15 protein-coding genes are annotated in these 16,239 nt (G+C 67.3%); 12 read left to right on the top strand and 3 right to left on the bottom strand.

All coding sequences use genetic code 11. The annotated features are described in order from the left end of the window. Positions 1-10: 10 nt before the first annotated feature. The 9 genes from ACN2C8_RS10895 to ACN2C8_RS10855 all read left to right on the top strand — a co-directional run bounded on the left by ACN2C8_RS10895 (position 11) and on the right by ACN2C8_RS10855 (position 10,304). Entirely contained in the window at positions 11-2,341 is a 2,331-nt protein-coding gene (locus tag ACN2C8_RS10895) for a methyl-accepting chemotaxis protein (RefSeq protein WP_419251765.1), read from the top strand. A 526-nt stretch (positions 2,342-2,867) separates the two neighbouring features. Then, positions 2,868-3,323, top strand: a complete 456-nt coding sequence (locus ACN2C8_RS10890; protein WP_419251764.1) for a helix-turn-helix domain-containing protein — start codon at positions 2,868-2,870, stop codon at positions 3,321-3,323. Positions 3,324-3,621: 298 nt separating this feature from the next. Continuing rightward, a complete protein-coding gene (locus tag ACN2C8_RS10885; protein ID WP_419251763.1) occupies positions 3,622-4,116 on the top strand; it encodes a GAF domain-containing protein in 495 nt (164 codons plus the stop codon). A 66-nt stretch (positions 4,117-4,182) separates the two neighbouring features. Further along, entirely contained in the window at positions 4,183-5,337 is a 1,155-nt protein-coding gene (locus ACN2C8_RS10880; protein ID WP_419251762.1) for a GNAT family N-acetyltransferase, read from the top strand. Next, positions 5,337-6,257, top strand: coding sequence for a glycosyltransferase family 2 protein (locus tag ACN2C8_RS10875; RefSeq protein WP_419251761.1), 921 nt, complete (start codon positions 5,337-5,339; stop codon positions 6,255-6,257). Before ACN2C8_RS10880 ends, ACN2C8_RS10875 begins: the two co-directional genes overlap by 1 nt. Beyond that, positions 6,143-7,177: a hypothetical protein gene (locus ACN2C8_RS10870; protein WP_419251760.1), complete on the top strand. Its 1,035-nt coding sequence runs from the start codon at positions 6,143-6,145 to the stop codon at positions 7,175-7,177. The genes ACN2C8_RS10875 and ACN2C8_RS10870 overlap by 115 nt, the downstream gene beginning before the upstream one ends. Before the next feature lie 38 nt (positions 7,178-7,215). Further along, positions 7,216-7,740: a flavin reductase family protein gene (locus tag ACN2C8_RS10865; RefSeq protein ID WP_419251759.1), complete on the top strand. Its 525-nt coding sequence runs from the start codon at positions 7,216-7,218 to the stop codon at positions 7,738-7,740. Between the two features lie 76 nt (positions 7,741-7,816). Next, positions 7,817-9,313 carry a CoA-acylating methylmalonate-semialdehyde dehydrogenase gene (locus tag ACN2C8_RS10860; protein WP_419251758.1) on the top strand — a complete coding sequence of 499 codons (1,497 nt, stop codon included), beginning with the start codon at positions 7,817-7,819 and terminating at the stop codon, positions 9,311-9,313. A gap of 16 nt (positions 9,314-9,329) precedes the next feature. After that, the gene (locus ACN2C8_RS10855) at positions 9,330-10,304 is read left to right on the top strand and encodes a M15 family metallopeptidase (protein WP_419251757.1); all 975 of its coding nucleotides are present in this window, start codon (positions 9,330-9,332) and stop codon (positions 10,302-10,304) included. Here ACN2C8_RS10855 and ACN2C8_RS10850 read toward each other — a convergent pair whose 3' ends face one another. Next, complete coding sequence (locus tag ACN2C8_RS10850; protein ID WP_419251756.1) at positions 10,305-11,033, bottom strand: endonuclease III domain-containing protein; 729 nt, start codon at positions 11,031-11,033, stop codon at positions 10,305-10,307. 66 nt (positions 11,034-11,099) lie between these two features. Then, entirely contained in the window at positions 11,100-11,648 is a 549-nt protein-coding gene (locus ACN2C8_RS10845) for an NUDIX hydrolase (protein WP_419251755.1), read from the bottom strand. 370 nt (positions 11,649-12,018) lie between these two features. On the opposite strand from ACN2C8_RS10845, the gene ACN2C8_RS10840 reads away from it, so the two are divergent. From ACN2C8_RS10840 to upp, 3 genes are read left to right on the top strand one after another with little or no spacing between them, the layout of a single operon-like run. After that, a complete protein-coding gene (locus ACN2C8_RS10840) occupies positions 12,019-12,480 on the top strand; it encodes a (2Fe-2S)-binding protein (RefSeq protein ID WP_419251754.1) in 462 nt (153 codons plus the stop codon). A 2-nt stretch (positions 12,481-12,482) separates the two neighbouring features. Next, complete coding sequence (locus ACN2C8_RS10835; protein ID WP_419251753.1) at positions 12,483-14,657, top strand: molybdopterin cofactor-binding domain-containing protein; 2,175 nt, start codon at positions 12,483-12,485, stop codon at positions 14,655-14,657. Between the two features lie 50 nt (positions 14,658-14,707). Then, complete coding sequence (upp, locus tag ACN2C8_RS10830; RefSeq protein WP_419251752.1) at positions 14,708-15,337, top strand: uracil phosphoribosyltransferase; 630 nt, start codon at positions 14,708-14,710, stop codon at positions 15,335-15,337. On the opposite strand, the gene ACN2C8_RS10825 is transcribed toward upp, so the two are convergent. After that, positions 15,334-16,236 (bottom strand): 5'-methylthioadenosine/S-adenosylhomocysteine nucleosidase, encoded by a 903-nt coding sequence (locus ACN2C8_RS10825; protein WP_419251751.1) that lies wholly within the window; start codon positions 16,234-16,236, stop codon positions 15,334-15,336. The genes upp and ACN2C8_RS10825 overlap by 4 nt on opposite strands. Between the last annotated feature and the right edge of the window lie 3 nt (positions 16,237-16,239).

Below are 16,239 nucleotides of genomic sequence, written 5' to 3'. Positions count from 1 at the left end.
ACTCCCGTCCATGCCCTCGTTCCGCCGCTTAACGATCGCCTGGAAGCTGATCCTGGTCGCGGGCCTGGCCATTGGCCTGCTCCTGATCGCCGCCGCCTGGGCGGTCTCGTCGCACACCAGCTCCATCGTTTCGGGCCTGACAAATCAGTATGCCGGCGCGGTGGCTGACGAGGCCATCGAGCAGGTCCGCAGCGACATCAGTTCGGCCGCAGCGGCCACCAACGCCATGCGCGGTTCGATCGCCTCGGCCCATGAAGCCGGCCTGACTGAGCGCGACAAGTTCATGGCCCTGGTCAAGCCCAACGCCCTGGCGACCGAAAGCGTCATGGGCGCCTGGTTCATGGCCGAGCCCAATGCGCTGGACGGCAACGACGCCGCGCTCATCGACAATGCGGCCCTGGCCTCCAACAAGGACGGCCGCTTCTCGGTCTATTGGGTCAACCAGAACGGCACGCCGGGTCTGGAACTCGAGGCAGACGGCTCTGATTTCGCCGAGGACTACTATACCGGCGTGGCGCAGTCCGGGAAGCCGACGCTCACTGAGCCGTATTTCGAGACCATCGCCGGCGGACAGGTCGCCATGTCGTCCGTCGCCCTGCCGGTGATGTCAGGCGGCAAGCTGATCGGCGTCGCCGGTCTGGACATGTCGCTGGACAATCTTTCCAAGGCGCTGGGCGCCCTGCACCCGCTCGAGGGTGGGCGCGTCATGCTGGTCTCCTCCGGCGGACAGTGGGTGGCCCACCCCGACGCTGACCTTCGCATGAAGGCCTATGGCGACGCCGGCGCGGACGCCGTGCGCGCCGTGCTGGGCGGCGGGAAAGCGGTCGAGATCAAGGGAATCAAGGCCGGCGATGTCGCGATGATCCGCGTCGTCCATCCGATCGCCATGCCGGCCCTCAATACAACCTGGGCCCTGATCATGGACGTGCCGGTGGCCGCCATCACCGGCCCGGCCACCAAGCTGGCCCGCATCCTGTTCATCGGCGGCGCGCTGATCACTCTGGCCGTGCTGGCGGCCCTGTTCTTCGCCAGTGTGACCCTGGTGCGTGGGCCCCTGGCGGGGCTGACGCGTTCGGTCGACAGTCTCAGCGCCGGCCACTACGACCGGCCGGTCTCGGGCATTGCAGGCGGCGACGAGATCGGCGCCATCGCCCGGGCCCTCGACGGTTTCCGCCACGACCTCGCAGACGGCCAGCGCCGCCGTACCGAACAGGAGGCCGAGCGCGCGGTCGCCGAGGCCGAGCGCCAGCGCCATGGGATCGAAGCGCAGGCCCGCGCCGAAGCTCAGGCCACGGCTGTTTCGGCCCTGGGCGAAGGCATGGAAAAGCTGGCGGACGGTGACCTGATCTGGCGGATGCGCGAGGACAGTTTCACCGCTGACGCCCGCAAGATGCCGCGCGACTTCAACGCCGCCGTTGAAAGCCTTCAGGCGACCATGGCCGGTATCCTGAACGCCGCCCGCAGCATCCGCGCCGGCTGCGCCGAGATCAGCAAGGCCTCGGACGACCTGGCGCAGCGCACCGAACGCGGCGCGGCCGGTCTGGAACAGACGGCCGCCGCACTCGACCAGATCACCTCGACCGTCAAGCGCAGCTCCGAAGGCGCCGACCGCGCCCGCCAAGTGACCCAGAGCGCCAAGATCAATGCCGAGCGCAGCGGCGCGGTGGTCAAGGAAGCCGTCGAGGCGATGGGCGGCATCGAAAAGTCCTCGAACGAGATCACCAATATCATCGGTGTGATCGACGAGATCGCCTTCCAGACCAATCTTCTGGCGCTAAACGCCGGGGTCGAGGCCGCCCGGGCCGGCGAGGCCGGTCGCGGCTTCGCCGTTGTCGCCCAGGAAGTCCGGGCCCTGGCCCAGCGCTCGGCCGACGCCGCCAAGCAGATCAAGACCCTGATCCGCACCTCGACCGAACAGGTCGGGCGCGGCGTGCGTCTGGTCGGCGAGACGGGCGAGACCCTGGACCAGATCCTGGTCCAGGTGGCCGAGATCAACGATCTGGTCGGCGAGATTGCCGCCTCGTCCAAGGAGCAGGCCGTGGGCCTGGCCGAGGTCAATCAGGCGGTCAATCAGATGGACCAGGTCACTCAGCAGAACGCCGCCATGGTCGAACAATCCACCGCCGCCAGCCACGCCCTGGCCAGCGAAGCGGCCGAACTGGAACGCCTGGTCGGCCGGTTCCAGGTGGGCGCCGAGGTTCGTGAGCTGCGGTCCCCGGTTGCGGCTCCGCGCCCCACCGCCGCCCCGTCCCGCGAAAGCTTCCGCCAGCGCTATGTGCAGGGGGCCAACGCCCTGAAGGTCGAGCCGTCAACGCGGCCGGGCGATTGGGAAGAGTTCTAGGGTCCTTTCCGCCCTGATGGCTTCATGAGGGCAGGCGGCGCTGGAGGCGGAACGCGGGCTGACGGAAACTTTCCCAGGCCAGTGATTTCACTTCGCCTCGATGGATAGCGGTCGCCCGGGGAAAGATGGTCATGCCCTGGCGGATCATCACGACGAACCATCTTACACCAACGGCCGTTGATCCTGACCTCAGAGGGGCCAGATCTGAAAATACGCCATCACCCCGGGACTTGTTCCCGGGGCCCATGGGTCAGCTTCCTCGTGAGCGTTCTGTTCTGCACCGCACCTGCGGTTGCACAATGGGCCCCGGGAACAAGTCCCGGGGTGAAGAGGATATAGAGCGCGAGGAGCCGAGCTCAGCGGCGCTTGGTATTAGGCCTGCAACCGCCTTCCTTGTTTCTGGAAGAGACCCTTGTCAGGGGTGTGGCGGGCATCTGGCGGGCCGGTGGCGCAAGCCTGGCGTGGCGCCGGGGTCGTCTTTGGGGTTTCCCTCGGACATCTGATACCCAGGGCGTGGGAGCCAAGAATGTTCTTCAAGACCGATACGGCAAAGATCAAGCGCTGGCGCGAGGAGCGTCACTGGTCCCAGGAGCACCTCGCCCAACTGGCCGGCGTGGGCCTGAGAACGCTGCAGCGGATCGAGAACGGACAGAAGGCCTCGGGCGAAACGCTCAAGGCGCTGGCGAACGCCTTCAACGTCGATGTCGTCGCCCTGTGCGTTGATCCAGAGATCGAGGCTGCGCAGATCGTCCAGAGCCGTCAGAAGAAGGTTGTCTGGGACCTGCGTCTGTCCTTCTGGATTCATGGAGCCTGCTACGTCGTCGTGGCCGCCGTCTTCATCACCATCAGCGTTGGGCTCGGCGCCTTCGTCATGAAGTGGCCCCTGATGTGGGTGACCGTCGCCTTGCTCGGCCACGGCGCTGTGCTCGCCGTCGTCGAACTGGTCGTGCGCTATGACGGACAGCGCGACTATGGATCGTGAGCGCAGGGTGAGGCCTAACGACCTGGTCGCTACAGTCTTTTCCCTAGCCTGACCGGCGATTATCTCGCCGTGAGATGCAGGGATGGCTCCCTTCGACGCGAAGGGCGCGCTCCCAAGTCCTCCCCCCGAAGGGGGAGGCGATCGCGGAGCGATCGGAGGGGGTAGTGCTGCTGAGCCATTGCGGTCTTCCCCCACCGGCCTGGCGGCCGCCTCCCCCTTCAGGGGGAGGACTTGGCTGAGCGCCTGTGTCCGCCACGCCCCTCGCAATCGCCCGCGAACGCGCTATATCCCCGCTATCATGGCTGAAGCTTTCAACGACAAGACCCTCGCCGCCGACAAGGCTGTTCGCTACGCCGAAGTAGCCGCCGAGATCGCCTCGGTGCTGGACGGCGAACCCAATGTCACGGCCCGCATGGCGACCGTGGCCTCGATGCTGGCCAACAGTTTCGACCACTATTTCTGGACCGGCTTCTATGTCGTTGATCCTGCGAAGGAACGCGAGCTGGTGGTCGGGCCCTATCAGGGCACGCTGGGCTGCCTGCGCATCGCCTATGGCCGGGGCGTCTGCGGGGCGGCGGCCCAGACCGGCCAGACCCAGCTGGTGGCCGATGTGCATGCCTTCCCCGGCCACATCGCCTGCGACAGCCGTTCGGAAAGCGAGATCGTGGTCCCGGTGTTCGACGCGGAGGGGCGGCTGATCGCGGTGTTCGACGTCGATTCTGACCGGCCCGCCGCCTTCGACGCGGTCGATCAGCAGGGCCTTGAGACCATCCTCAAAACCACCTTCGGGTAAGTGGCGTAAGGGTTGCAGCCTGGTCTCCATCATTCCCTAACCGCTTCGGTTTAGGACAGGTGGACCATGCTCAACGTCGAAACCCTGCACCCGAGCCATCTGGCGCCCGCCGACATCGCCCTGTGGCGCGACATGGCTGCGGCCGAGCCGGCGTTCGCCAACCCCCTGCTGGGTCCCGACTTCACCCAGGCCGTGGGCCAAGTGCGCGAGGATGCGCGCGTCGCGGTGATCCGCAAGGAGGGGGAAACGCTTGGCTTCCTGCCGCACCATCGCCGTCCCGGCCGCCTGGCGCGGGCCATCGGCTCGCCGCTGTCGGACTATCACGGCATCGTCTCGCGCCCCGATCCGGGTTTCCGGGCCGAGGATGTGCTGCGCGCCGCCGACCTGGGCGTGTTTCGCTATACCGGCCTGATCGATCCGTTCGGCCTGTTTGGCCAGCCGGCCGAGGGCGGTGAGGCCCAGTCCGGCTTCGTGATCGCGCCCGAAGGCTCGGCGGAGGATCACCTGGAGGTCGTCCGCGCCGCCAGCCCTAAGAAGATCAAGAACTACCGCCGGCTGGACCACAAGCTGGACCGCGAAGTGGGCGCGGTGCGTCTGGTGGCGGCCGACACCTCGCGTCAGGCTTTCGACCAGCTGCTGACCTGGAAGCGCGAGCAGCTGCAGCGCACCGGCATGCACGACTTCCTGCGTCCTGCCTGGACCAGCGGCCTGCTCACCGACCTGTTCCAGCGCCAGACCGGCGATTTCCAAGGCCTGATGATCAACCTCTATGCCGGTGACGAACTGGTGGCGGGGCATTTCGGCGTGCGTCTGGGCAGCGTCTATCACCCGTGGATCGCCTCGACCAATCCGGCCTTCGGCGCCTGGTCACCGGGCCAGATCTTCTTCCTGCGCGCCATCGCCGCCATGCCGGACCTGGGCTTGAGCCGCTATGACCTGGGTCCCGGCCATGACCACTACAAGCGCGCCTACGCCTTCACCCAGACCCCGGTTCAGAGCGGGGCCGTGATGGCCGCCAGCGTGGCCGGCCTGATGGCCAGCTCTGTTGAAAGCGCCTGGAACCTGGCCGGCGCGGGCGGCAATGGCGTTGTGGCTCGCTTGCGTCGCCGGATGGACGTGATCAACAGCGTCGAGCTGACCATGGGCGGTCAGGTGCGCGGCCTGGTCGACGCCGTCGCCGGCCAGTCACGCCGTCGTGTCGGCGCTCACGAGGCCGGCTGATGGTCCACGTGACGGTGATGATCCCGACCCAGAGACGGCTCGGCGGTCTGGCCGTCGCGGTGCGCTCTGTGCTGGCCCAGCGTGCGGTGGATTTCGCCGCGCTGGAGATCATCGTCGTCGATAACGATCAGGTCCCCTCCGCTCAGGTCACGATCGAGGCCTTGGCTCAAGGCGCGGCCTGCCCGCTGCACTATGTTCACGAGCCCCGCGCCGGGGTGGCCAACGCCCGCAACGCCGGCATGGCCAAGGCTTCCGGCGCCCTGATCGCCTTCTTGGACGATGACGAGGAAGCGCCCGAGGGCTGGCTCGCCGCCTTGCTGGCTGCGCAGCTTCGCTATGACGCCGATGTCGTGTTCGGACCGGTCCGGGCCCGGGCTCCGGACAGCGTCGCCGAGCATCGCGACTATCTGGAGCGCTTCTTCTCGCGCCTGGGTCCCGCCCAGGCCGGCGTCATCGACCACTACTACGGCTGCGGCGACAGCCTGCTGCGCCGCGCCGCCTTGCCCGACCCCGTCTCGCCGTTCGCGGCCGAGCGCAACCAGATCGGCGGCGAGGACGACATGCTGTTTGGCCAGATGAAGGCCGCCGGCGCGACCTTCGCCTGGGAACCGGCCGCGTGGGTCTGGGAAGATCCCGTCCCCGACCGCCTGACCCTAGACTACACGCTGGCCCGCGCCTTCGCCTATGGCCAGGGGCCCTCGGCCCACTGCGCCGCGTCCAGCCCGCCGGACGCCGTGGGCGTGGCCCGCTGGATGGCGATCGGGGTGGGGCAGGCGGCCGTGTTCGGCGCGGTGGCCGGTTTCAAGTGGCTGACCCGTTCCAGCGACCGGGCCGACTGGCTCGACAAGGCCGCGCGCGGCCTGGGCAAGGCCCTGTGGTGGGGGCCCTTCAAGATCCATTTCTACGGGAGGACCGCGTGAGCATCATCCGCGACTGGACGCCGGAGAAGGCCAAGGCCTTCGGCGGCGAGAACCTGGCCTTCGAGCACGGCCTGCACGAACGCCCGATGTTCGACGATGAAGGCCTGGCGCGACTGCTGGACCTGTATCCCCGCGACCAGCTGGGCGTCTTCACCATGGGCGAAGACCCCAAGGCCTGGACCACCTGGCGCCGGGGCGCGGCCAGTGGTCTCTCGGGCGACCAGCTGCTGGACGCCGCCAAGAGCGGCCGCATCTGGCTGAACCTGCGCCACACCAACGACCACGTGCCGGAATATGCCGCTCTGGGCGACGAGATCTTCGCCGAGAAAGAGTCTCACGTGCCCGGCCTGCGCACCTTCAAGCGCGACCTGGGCATGCTGATCAGCTCGGCCAACGCCCAGGTGTTCTACCATCTGGACGTACCGCTGGTCTCGCTGTGGCAGCTGCGCGGCCAGAAGAGGGTCTGGGTCTATCCGGTCGCCGACCCCTATGTCGGCGAGTTGGACCTGGAAAAGATCGTCCTGAAGGAAACCGCCGAGCAGTTCGCCTTTGATCCCGACTGGGACAAGGGCGCGGCAGTCTATGACCTGACCCCGGGCAAGATGGTCACCTGGCGGCAGAACGCCCCGCACCGGATCGAGAACGGTCCGATGCTGAACGTCTCGCTGTCGATTGAATTCATGACCCCGCCGGCCCTGATGCGGGCCAATGTCATCTATGCCAACGGCGTGCTGCGCCGCCGGCTGGGGGCAAGGCCCCGCATCCAGAGCGGCTTTGGCCCGACGGCGCTGGGCAAGCTGGCTGTGGCGCGCGGGGCCAAGGCCCTGAACCTGCAGACGCCGCATGTGCGCCACCTGCCGATCACTTTCGGCCTGGATGCCAGCAAGCCCGGTGTTCTTGTCGAGGGCCAGCGCGCCTAGCGCTTGCCCCGGCCCGCGCTTCATCGCAGAACACGACGATGAGTCAGGCAGTCACGATTGAACTGGGCGAGGGCGCCGAACACGACGCCCGGGCTCTGCGGAATGCGTTCGGGTGTTTCACCACCGGTGTCACGGTCGTCACCACCGTCGGTGCGGACGGCCGCAAGGTGGGGCTGACAGCCAATTCCTTCACCTCGGTGTCGCTGGATCCGCCGCTGGCGCTGATCTGCGTGGATCTGAAGTCCAGCAGCCTTGCGGCTTTGGATACGGCGGGCGTCTTCGCCGTCAATGTGCTGCCGGCCGAACAGCAGGACGTCGCGAACCAGTTCGTGCGCAAGGGGGGCGACCGGTTCGAAGGGCTGGAGACTGAGGTCTGGCGCACCGGTGTACCGATCCTGCCTGACTGCATGGCCAATTTCGAGTGCCAGACCCATCACGTCTTCGATGCTGGCGATCACCGCATCTATGTCGGCCGTGTCGTGAAGCTGCGCTACGATCCGGACCACGAACCGCTGGTCTATCTGCAGGGCCGGTTTAGGCGGGTTCACGTCGACGCCGAGTAGTCCGGCAGGATTTCGCGCGATACGGCGTGATCTCGGGATGCTATTGACGCGCAAAACAAGATCCAGGGAGCGCTTCATGCGAGACATCGGCCATTTCGTGAACGGTCAGACCTTCGTCGGGACCTCGGGTCGGTTCGGCGACGTCTTCAATCCCAACACTGGCGAGGTCCAGGCCCGCGTGCAGCTGGCGACCGCCGCCGAGCTGGACGCCGCCGTCCAGGCCGCCGCCAAAGCCCAGATCGGCTGGGCGACGACCAATCCCCAGCGCCGCGCCCGGGTGATGTTCGAGTTCAAGCGCCTGATCGAGCGCGACATGAACAGCCTGGCCGAGATCCTGTCGTCCGAGCACGGCAAGGTCATCGCCGACAGCAAGGGCGACATCCAGCGCGGGCTGGAGGTGATCGAGTTCGCCTGCGGCATCCCCCACATCCTGAAGGGCGAATACACCGAGGGCGCCGGCCCCGGCATCGACGTCTATTCGATGCGCCAGCCGCTGGGCGTCTGCGCGGGCATCACCCCGTTCAACTTCCCGGCCATGATCCCGATGTGGATGTTCGGCATCAGCATCGCCGTGGGCAACACCTTCATCCTCAAGCCGTCGGAGAAGGATCCGACCGTGCCGGTGAAACTGGCCGAGTTGATGATGGAAGCCGGCGCGCCCGAGGGCGTGCTGAACGTGGTGCACGGCGACAAGACCGTCGTCGACGCCATCCTGACCCATCCGCTGATCCGCGCGGTCAGCTTTGTCGGCTCGTCCGATATCGCCCACTATGTCTACCAGACCGGCACCGCGCACGGGAAACGCGTCCAGGCCATGGGCGGCGCCAAGAACCACGGCATCGTCCTGCCCGACGCCGACCTCGACCAGGTGGTCAAGGACCTGTCGGGCGCGGCCTTCGGTTCGGCCGGCGAGCGCTGCATGGCCCTGCCGGTCGTCGTGCCGGTGGGCAAGGCCACGGCCGACGAGTTGCGCGAGCGCATGGTCGCCGAGATCGAGACCCTGCAGGTCGGTATCTCCAGCGACCCCGCCGCCCACTACGGCCCGGTGGTCTCCAGCCAGCACCGCGCCAAGATCGCCGACTACATCCAGATCGGTGTCGACGAGGGCGCCGAGCTGGTCGTCGATGGCCGAGACTTCTCGCTGCAGGGCTTCGAGAAGGGCTTCTTCATCGGCCCGTCGCTGTTTGACGGCGTCAAGAAGGGCATGAAGACCTATCAGGAAGAGATCTTCGGTCCCGTCCTCCAGATCGTGCGTGCCGAGAGCTTCGAGGAGGCGCTCAGCCTGCCCAGCGAGCACCAGTACGGCAACGGCGTCGCCATCTTCACCCGCAACGGCCGCGCGGCCCGCGAGTTCGCCAGCCGGGTCAATGTCGGCATGGTGGGCATCAATGTGCCGATCCCCGTGCCGGTGGCCTATCACACCTTCGGCGGCTGGAAGCGCTCGGCGTTTGGCGACACCAACCAGCACGGCGTCGAGGGCGTGAAGTTCTACACCAAGGTCAAGACGATCACCGCGCGGTGGCCTGAAGGCGAGGTCGAGGACTCGGCCTTCGTCATCCCGACGATGAAATAGCGCCAAGGGGGCGGCGATGAACGGTCTGGTTCGACGATCCTTCCTGTCCATCGCCGCCGCCGGCCTCGCCGCTCCCGCCGCCTTCGCCCAGAGCCGGGCCGAGTGGGCGGCGGTCGGGCAGTATGGCGACAAGGCCGCGCCGGTGACCGTTTTCGAACGGGACGGCGCGCTGCACCTCTTCGCCAAGGACCTGCCTGTCGCGCGGCTGACGGCGCTGGGCGGCGGTCGCTACGCGATCGCAAGCGGTGGGGCGCTGATCCTGGAGAAGGGCGCGATCCGTATGAACGGAACCCGGCTGGCCTTCCAGGATTTCGGCGCGGAGACCCAGGCGGCGATCCAGAGGGCCGTTCGCGCTGATCCGCTGGCCCTGCGCCAGCGGGCCCTGGCCGCGACGCCGCCGGTCGAGACCGAGACGCGCCTTCCGGCCGACCTCGTCGACCTGACGGCGATCGACCCGCGCATCCGGCTCGACATCCGCTATGCCGGCTCCAACAACTTCATGGGCATCCCGCTGTACGAACGCGCAGCCGCCTGGCTGCAGCGGCCCGCCGCGCAGGCCCTGGGCCGGGTCCAGCACGCCCTGGCCGGCAAGGGCTTTGGCCTGCTGATCCACGACGCCTATCGCCCCTGGTTCGTCACCTGGATGTTCTGGGAGGCGACCCCGCCCGAGAGCCACGCCTTCGTCGCCGATCCGGCCCGGGGCTCGCGCCACAATCGCGGCTGCGCCGTCGACCTGACGCTGTACGACCTCAAGACCGGCAAGCCCGTCGAGATGCCCAGCCGCTATGACGAGTTCTCCGACCGCGCCTATGCCGACTTCATCGGCGGCACGACAAGGCAGCGGGCCCTGCGCGCCATGCTGCGCGACGCCATGACCGCCGAGGGCTTCGAGGTCTTGACCGACGAATGGTGGCACTTCGACTACAGGGACTGGCGCCGCTACGGGATCGGAACCGCAACCTTCACCGAACTGGACAAGCCCGCGCGATAGTCAGGCGCCCCGTGGTCGCCAGGGCAGGACGTCGGCGCTGTGACCGATACCCAGCTTGGCGCAGTCGTGCTTCAGCGGGCAGGCGCCGCAGCTAGGGGCTTGATCCGGGCACAGCATCTGTCCCAGGCCCCGCTTCATCAGCCAGTGCAGTTCGAACAGGTCGTCGGCCGTCCACGAGCCTGGGGCCAGCCGCATCAGAGCCTGATAGGCGAGGGTCGTATCCCCCGGCCCGACCAGTCCGATCCGCCGGGCCACCCGATGCACGTGGGTGTCGACCACCAGGGCCCGCATGGCCAGACTGCTGAAATTGAGCACGCTGGCGGCGACCTTAACCCCCACGCCGGGCAGGCTCTGAAGTTCCCATCGCGCTTCGTCGACAGGCCGGCCGGCCAGATGGTTCAGCGACAGCCAGCCGACCTTCTGTTCGATCAGGCGAAGGGCGTGGGTCAGATGCCTTGCCTTGTCTTCGGCACAGGCGACATCGCCGATGATCTCCAGGACTTGCGCGTCGGAGGTTCGGGCCAGGTCTTCCCAGCAGCTGAACTCGGCCCGCAGGCGCAGGAACGCGCCCCACGATACGGCGTCGGGCGTCCGACCGCTGATCGACGACTTTACCAGTTGCGAGATCGGATCCATCCGCGCCACCGGCCGTTGCGGACCAAACTCGCACAGCAGGGTGTCACGAACGCTTTCAAGCGGAGAGCGCGAGAGGCCTAGTGAAAGCTGCATGGGACCTCGCTTCGGAACATAATGAGAACATTATGCGGCAGCGATCCAATTGTCCACAGGCTGTGACTATCGTCGGGAGCCGCCCAGGAACGTCGTCACCCGGCGGCGAACACGCTCCAGGGCCACCTTGAGCGGCGTCGGCGCACGGGCGGGGGCGGGACGTTCTTCCTCTGGCAACTCGATATGTGCGAAGCGGGCAATCACGTCGCGCAGTTCCGGCTCCTGCACACCCAGGGCGGCCTCGGCGGGGCTCATCCATTGCAGGGTGCGCTGGCCCTTCTCGGGCCAGTTGGCGTTCTCGCCGGTGACCCGGAGGGGATAGACATCGACCTTGACCAACCGCGCCATGCCGCTTTTCAGGCGTTTGAGATATTCGTAGTCGCCGACGGACTGCTCTGCGATCACGCCGTCGAGGCCGGCTTCCTCATAGGCTTCCTGGGCGGCGGCGGCCGGATCGGTGCGCCCCTTCATCGGCCAGCCCTTGGGGATCACCCAGCGCTTGGTCTCGCGCGACGAAACCAGCAGGATCTGCAAGTCCGCGCCTTCGCCACGCCAAGGCAGCGCCGCGACCTGGCGACGCTTTCCAACAGCTTGTTTGACCGGCTTTTCCGTCACTTCACCCAGAACCCTAGACCCGCATCCACACTGACGGCGCGCGCCAGCCGACTATAGCGCCCGTGATTGCGTGAGTCGTCGACTTCGGAGCCTGAAAACTGCCGCACGAAGGCGCGTTGTGCAGGTTTTGCCGGCTTGAGGCCAAGACCCGCATCGCGAGTTCGCCCTCCCCAAGGTCAGAGTTCGGCGTTCCGAAACCCGCCTCGGCTGTCGCGGACCATAATCCGTGTCCGGATCATGAGTTTGAGCTGTGCGCTGCAACAGGCTTTTGGGTCTCTGTTTTCTGGCGGTCGCAAGCGCGCGCAACCTCTCGTGCTCCCCGCAAGACTGAGGCATTATGCCCCGGAAAACGGCAGATCAGGAGTCGGGCATGGCGTTCACGCTGACCATCAATGGGGAAACCCGCTCGGTCGAGGTCGAGGGCGACACGCCTCTGTTGTGGGTCCTGCGCGACACCCTGGGCATGGTCGGGACCAAGTTCGGGTGCGGCGCGGCCCAGTGCGGGGCCTGCACGGTGCATATCGACGGCGCGCCGGTTCGCGCCTGCATCACGCCGGTCCGTCGTGTCGGCGCAAAGAAGGTCGTGACCATCGAGGGCGTTGGCCAGGATCCGGTCGGCGCCAAGGTGCAGGAAGCCTGGAAGACCATCGACGTGCCCCAGTGCGGTTACTGCCAGGCCGGCCAGATCATGTCGGCCACGGCGCTGCTGACCGCCAACCCCAAGCCCGATGACGCCGCCATCGACGCGGCGATGAACGGCAACCTATGCCGCTGCGCCACCTACATCCGCATCAAGGCGGCCATCAAGGCCGCTTCCGGCCAGGGAGTTTGAGCATGGACGGCGAGATGCTCCGCGACCCTAACCGTCGACTGTTCCTGCAGACCGGCGCCGCCCTGGGCGGCGGCCTGATGATGTCGTTCAGCCTGTCCGGACCCGGACAGGCGGCGGGCGACGGGCAGTTGAACGCCTATGTCCGCATCGGACCCGACGGCGGCGTCACCATCGTCTCCAAGGTTCCCGAGGTGGGGCAGGGGATCAAGACCTCGCTGCCGATGCTGATCGCCGAGGAACTGGACGTCGAATGGTTGGCCGTCACCGTCGAGCAGGCCATCGCCGACACCAAGGTGTTTGGCCGTCAGGTGGCCGGCGGCAGCATGGCCACCACGCTTGAATATGATGGACTGCGCCGCGTGGGCGCCACGGGGCGGGCCTTGCTGATCGCCGCCGCCGCCGCGCGCTGGGGCGTCGCCGCCGAGACCTGCGCCACCGAGCCGGGCTTTGTGATCCACGCCGCCACCAACCGCCGCCTGGCCTACGGCGACCTGGCCCAGGCCGCCGCCGCCCTGACGCCGCCTGATCCCAAGAGCCTTACGCTGAAGGACCCCAAGGCCTTCCGCATCATCGGCAAGCGCCAGCAGAGCCGCGATATCGACGCCATCGTCACCGGCCAGCCGCTCTATGGCATCGACACCCGCGTGCCGGGCATGCTGTACGCCACCTTCGCCAAGGCCCCGACCTTCGGCGCCAAGGTGGCCAGTGTCGATCTGACCCCGGCCAAGGCTGTGGCGGGCGTCAAGGACGCCTTCTTGGTCGAGGGCGGGACCAATCTGGCCAGCATCCTGCCCGGCGTCGCCGTGGTCGCCGACAGCTGGTGGGCGGCGCGCAAGGGGCGTAACGCCCTTGAGATCAAATGGGCCGAGCATCCCACCGGCGCCCAGAGCAGCGCCGGGTTCGCCGCCAAGGCGGCTGAACTGGCCAAGGCGCCCCCGCAGCGCACGCTGCGCGCCGACGGCGATGTTGACGCCGCCCTCAAGGGCGCGGCCAAGGTTGTCAGCGCCGCCTACAGCTACCCCTTCATTGCTCACGCCAATCTGGAACCCCAGAACTGCACGGCCAGCTTCAAGGACGGCAAGGTCGAGATCTGGGCCCCGACCCAGAATCCGGAGAGCGGCCGCAAGCTGGTCGCCGCCGCCCTGGGGATCACCGAGGCCGACATCGTCATCCACCTGGTGCGCGGCGGCGGCGGCTTTGGCCGGCGTCTGATGAACGACTACATGGTCGAGGCGGCGGTCATCTCGAAACTGGCCGGCGCGCCGGTCAAGCTGGTCTGGACCCGCGAGGATGACACCCAGCACGATTTCTATCGTCCCGGCGGCTGGCACAATTTCACGGCCGGCCTGGACGCCAAGGGCGACCTTGTGGGCTGGCGCGATCATTTCGTGACCTTTGGCGAGGGCGACCAGTTCGCCCTGGCGGCGGGCATGAACGCCACCCAGTTCCCCTGCCGGGCTGTGGATAACTACAAGCTCGATGTCTCGGTCATGCCCTTGGGCGCGCCGACCGGCTTCCTGCGAGCGCCGGCCAACAACGCTTTCGGCTTCGTCATCCAGAGCTTTACCGACGAACTGGCAGTCGCTTCCAAGCAGGACCCCGTCGCCTTCCGTCGCAAGCTGCTGGGCGAGTCGCGCCTGCTGGGCGAGGCGGGGCAGGGCGACGCCTTCCACACCGGCCGGATGCGCGAGGTCCTCGACCTCGTCGCCGAGAAATCTGGCTGGGGTCGCAAGACCGCCAAGGGAACCGGTCTCGGCGTGGCCTGTCACTTCAGCCATCTGGGTTATGTGGCGGTGGTCATGGAAGTGTCGGTCGCCAAGGGCGCGCTGAAGATCCACAAGGTCTGGGCCGCCGTCGATGTCGGCTCGCAGATCGTCAATCCCAGCGGGGCCGAGCAGCAGGTTCAGGGCTCGATCCTGGACGCCATCGGCAGCACCCTGCATCAGGCGATCACCTTCGAGAACGGCGCGACCACCCAGGGCACTTTCGCCGACCACCCGCTGCTGAGAATGGCCGAGGCCCCGCCGATCGAGGTGCATTTCAAGCTCAGCGACAACCGGCCCACGGGTCTGGGCGAGCCGGCCTATCCTCCGGCCCCGGCCGCCCTGTGCAACGCCATATTCGCGGCGACGGGCAAGCGCATCCGGTCCCTGCCGATCGGCGATCAACTGGCCTGAGGGCAAGTCGCCTGCTAGGAGCGAACGCTCGCTCCTAGCAGGGTCTTCCAATGTCCAACGTCACCGTCGTCAGCCATCCGCTCGTCCAGCACAAGCTGACCAGGATGCGGGACAAGACCACCTCGACCAAGACGTTCCGCGCCCTGATGCGCGAGACGGCGACCCTGATCTGCTACGAGGTCACCCGCGACCTGCCGATGGACGACGTCCAGATCGAGACCCCGGTCGCGCCGACCATGGCCAGGGAGATCGCCGGCAAGAAGCTGGTGTTCGCGCCGATCCTGCGGGCCGGCCTGGGCATGGCTGACGGCATGCTGGATCTGGTGCCGTCGGCCCGCGTCGCCCACATCGGCCTCTATCGCGATCCGGAGTCGCTGGAGGCGGTGGAGTACTATTTCAAGGCTCCGCAAGACATCGCCGGCCGCCTGGTCATCGTGGTCGATCCGATGCTGGCCACCGGCCACTCGGCGATCGCGGCCATCTCGCGCCTGAAGGCGGCGGGCGTTACCGACCTGCGCTTTGTCTGCCTGCTGGCCGCCCAGGTCGGGATCGACAACCTGCGCGCTGCCCATCCGGAGGTGCCGATCTGGACAGCGGCCATCGACGCGCAGCTCAATGACCATGGCTATATCGTGCCGGGCCTGGGCGACGCCGGCGACCGGACATTCGGGACGCGCTAGTTTGGCAGGGCTTTGACGAAGGCCTTCACGACGCTGGCCGAATTGTCCGAGGCCAGCTGCATGAAGGTGTGCATCTCGTTTGCCTCGTCGCCGCCGCCGGCCAGGTCTGACAGGCTGCGGAAGGCGATGAACGGCGCGCCATTGGCATAGGCCACGTGGGCGACGGCGGCGCTTTCCATGTCCACCACCCGGGCCTGGAAGGTGGCGCGGGCATATTTGCGGTAGGCGGCGTTGTCGAGGAACACCGGCGCCGAGATGCCGTTGCCGCCGACCACCACCTTTGGCGCATGAACCAGGCACTGGCTGGTGACGCAGCGTGCCAGTGAGACCGTCGAGGCGATGGCGCGCGCGGTCTCCAGCATGGCCGGATCGACCGGGAACCAGCGGCGCCGCTCGGTTGGGCCATCGGACCGGGCGATCATGATCGAGCGCGGGATCATCATTCCGAAGCCCGGCAGGTCGTCGTTGCGGGCCATTTGCGAAACCTCAAAGCCCTTTTCGGTCTCGCGGGCGAAGGCCGTCTCCAGGTTCTGGCTCCACTGGTCAGCCACGATCACGTCGCCAATATCGAGGCCTTCATCCACACCGCCGGCGATGCCCGAAAACACGATGCGGGTGACGTTGAAGCGGTCCAGGGCCAGCTGGGTGGTCATGGCGGCATTGACCATGCTGACGCCGCTGAGGAACAGCACGATGGGCTTGCCCTCGAGTTCGCCCGTCGTGAAGGTCACGCCCGCCGCCGTATAGCGCTTCTGGTCACGGGTGGCCGAGGCCAGGGCCGTCAACTCCGGCGGAAAAGCCGAGATCACCGCGATGCGCGGCGCGGCGTCGAAACGCTCGGCCGCTGTGGCGGGCAAAACCGTGAAAAGGCAGATGGCCAGGGCGGCGAGCAGGCGCATGGT

It is taken from the genome of Caulobacter sp. ErkDOM-C (assembly GCF_048541825.1).
In the GTDB taxonomy this organism is placed as follows: Bacteria; Pseudomonadota; Alphaproteobacteria; order Caulobacterales; family Caulobacteraceae; genus Caulobacter.
Note: the sequence above shows the minus strand (reverse complement) of the source record. Positions and strands in the feature narration are given on the sequence as shown.

Excerpts from the sequence above, each read along its gene's own strand:
- ACN2C8_RS10895 (WP_419251765.1), top strand. The coding sequence starts at position 11 with ATGCCCTCGTTCCGCCGCTTAACGATCGCCTGGAAGCTGATCCTGGTC.
- ACN2C8_RS10890 (WP_419251764.1), top strand. The coding sequence starts at position 2,868 with ATGTTCTTCAAGACCGATACGGCAAAGATCAAGCGCTGGCGCGAGGAG.
- ACN2C8_RS10885 (WP_419251763.1), top strand. The coding sequence starts at position 3,622 with ATGGCTGAAGCTTTCAACGACAAGACCCTCGCCGCCGACAAGGCTGTT.
- ACN2C8_RS10880 (WP_419251762.1), top strand. The coding sequence starts at position 4,183 with ATGCTCAACGTCGAAACCCTGCACCCGAGCCATCTGGCGCCCGCCGAC.
- ACN2C8_RS10875 (WP_419251761.1), top strand. The coding sequence starts at position 5,337 with ATGGTCCACGTGACGGTGATGATCCCGACCCAGAGACGGCTCGGCGGT.
- ACN2C8_RS10865 (WP_419251759.1), top strand. The coding sequence starts at position 7,216 with ATGAGTCAGGCAGTCACGATTGAACTGGGCGAGGGCGCCGAACACGAC.
- ACN2C8_RS10860 (WP_419251758.1), top strand. The coding sequence starts at position 7,817 with ATGCGAGACATCGGCCATTTCGTGAACGGTCAGACCTTCGTCGGGACC.
- ACN2C8_RS10855 (WP_419251757.1), top strand. The coding sequence starts at position 9,330 with ATGAACGGTCTGGTTCGACGATCCTTCCTGTCCATCGCCGCCGCCGGC.
- ACN2C8_RS10850 (WP_419251756.1), bottom strand. The coding sequence starts at position 11,033 with ATGCAGCTTTCACTAGGCCTCTCGCGCTCTCCGCTTGAAAGCGTTCGT.
- ACN2C8_RS10840 (WP_419251754.1), top strand. The coding sequence starts at position 12,019 with ATGGCGTTCACGCTGACCATCAATGGGGAAACCCGCTCGGTCGAGGTC.
- ACN2C8_RS10835 (WP_419251753.1), top strand. The coding sequence starts at position 12,483 with ATGGACGGCGAGATGCTCCGCGACCCTAACCGTCGACTGTTCCTGCAG.
- upp (WP_419251752.1), top strand. The coding sequence starts at position 14,708 with ATGTCCAACGTCACCGTCGTCAGCCATCCGCTCGTCCAGCACAAGCTG.
- ACN2C8_RS10825 (WP_419251751.1), bottom strand. The coding sequence starts at position 16,236 with ATGCGCCTGCTCGCCGCCCTGGCCATCTGCCTTTTCACGGTTTTGCCC.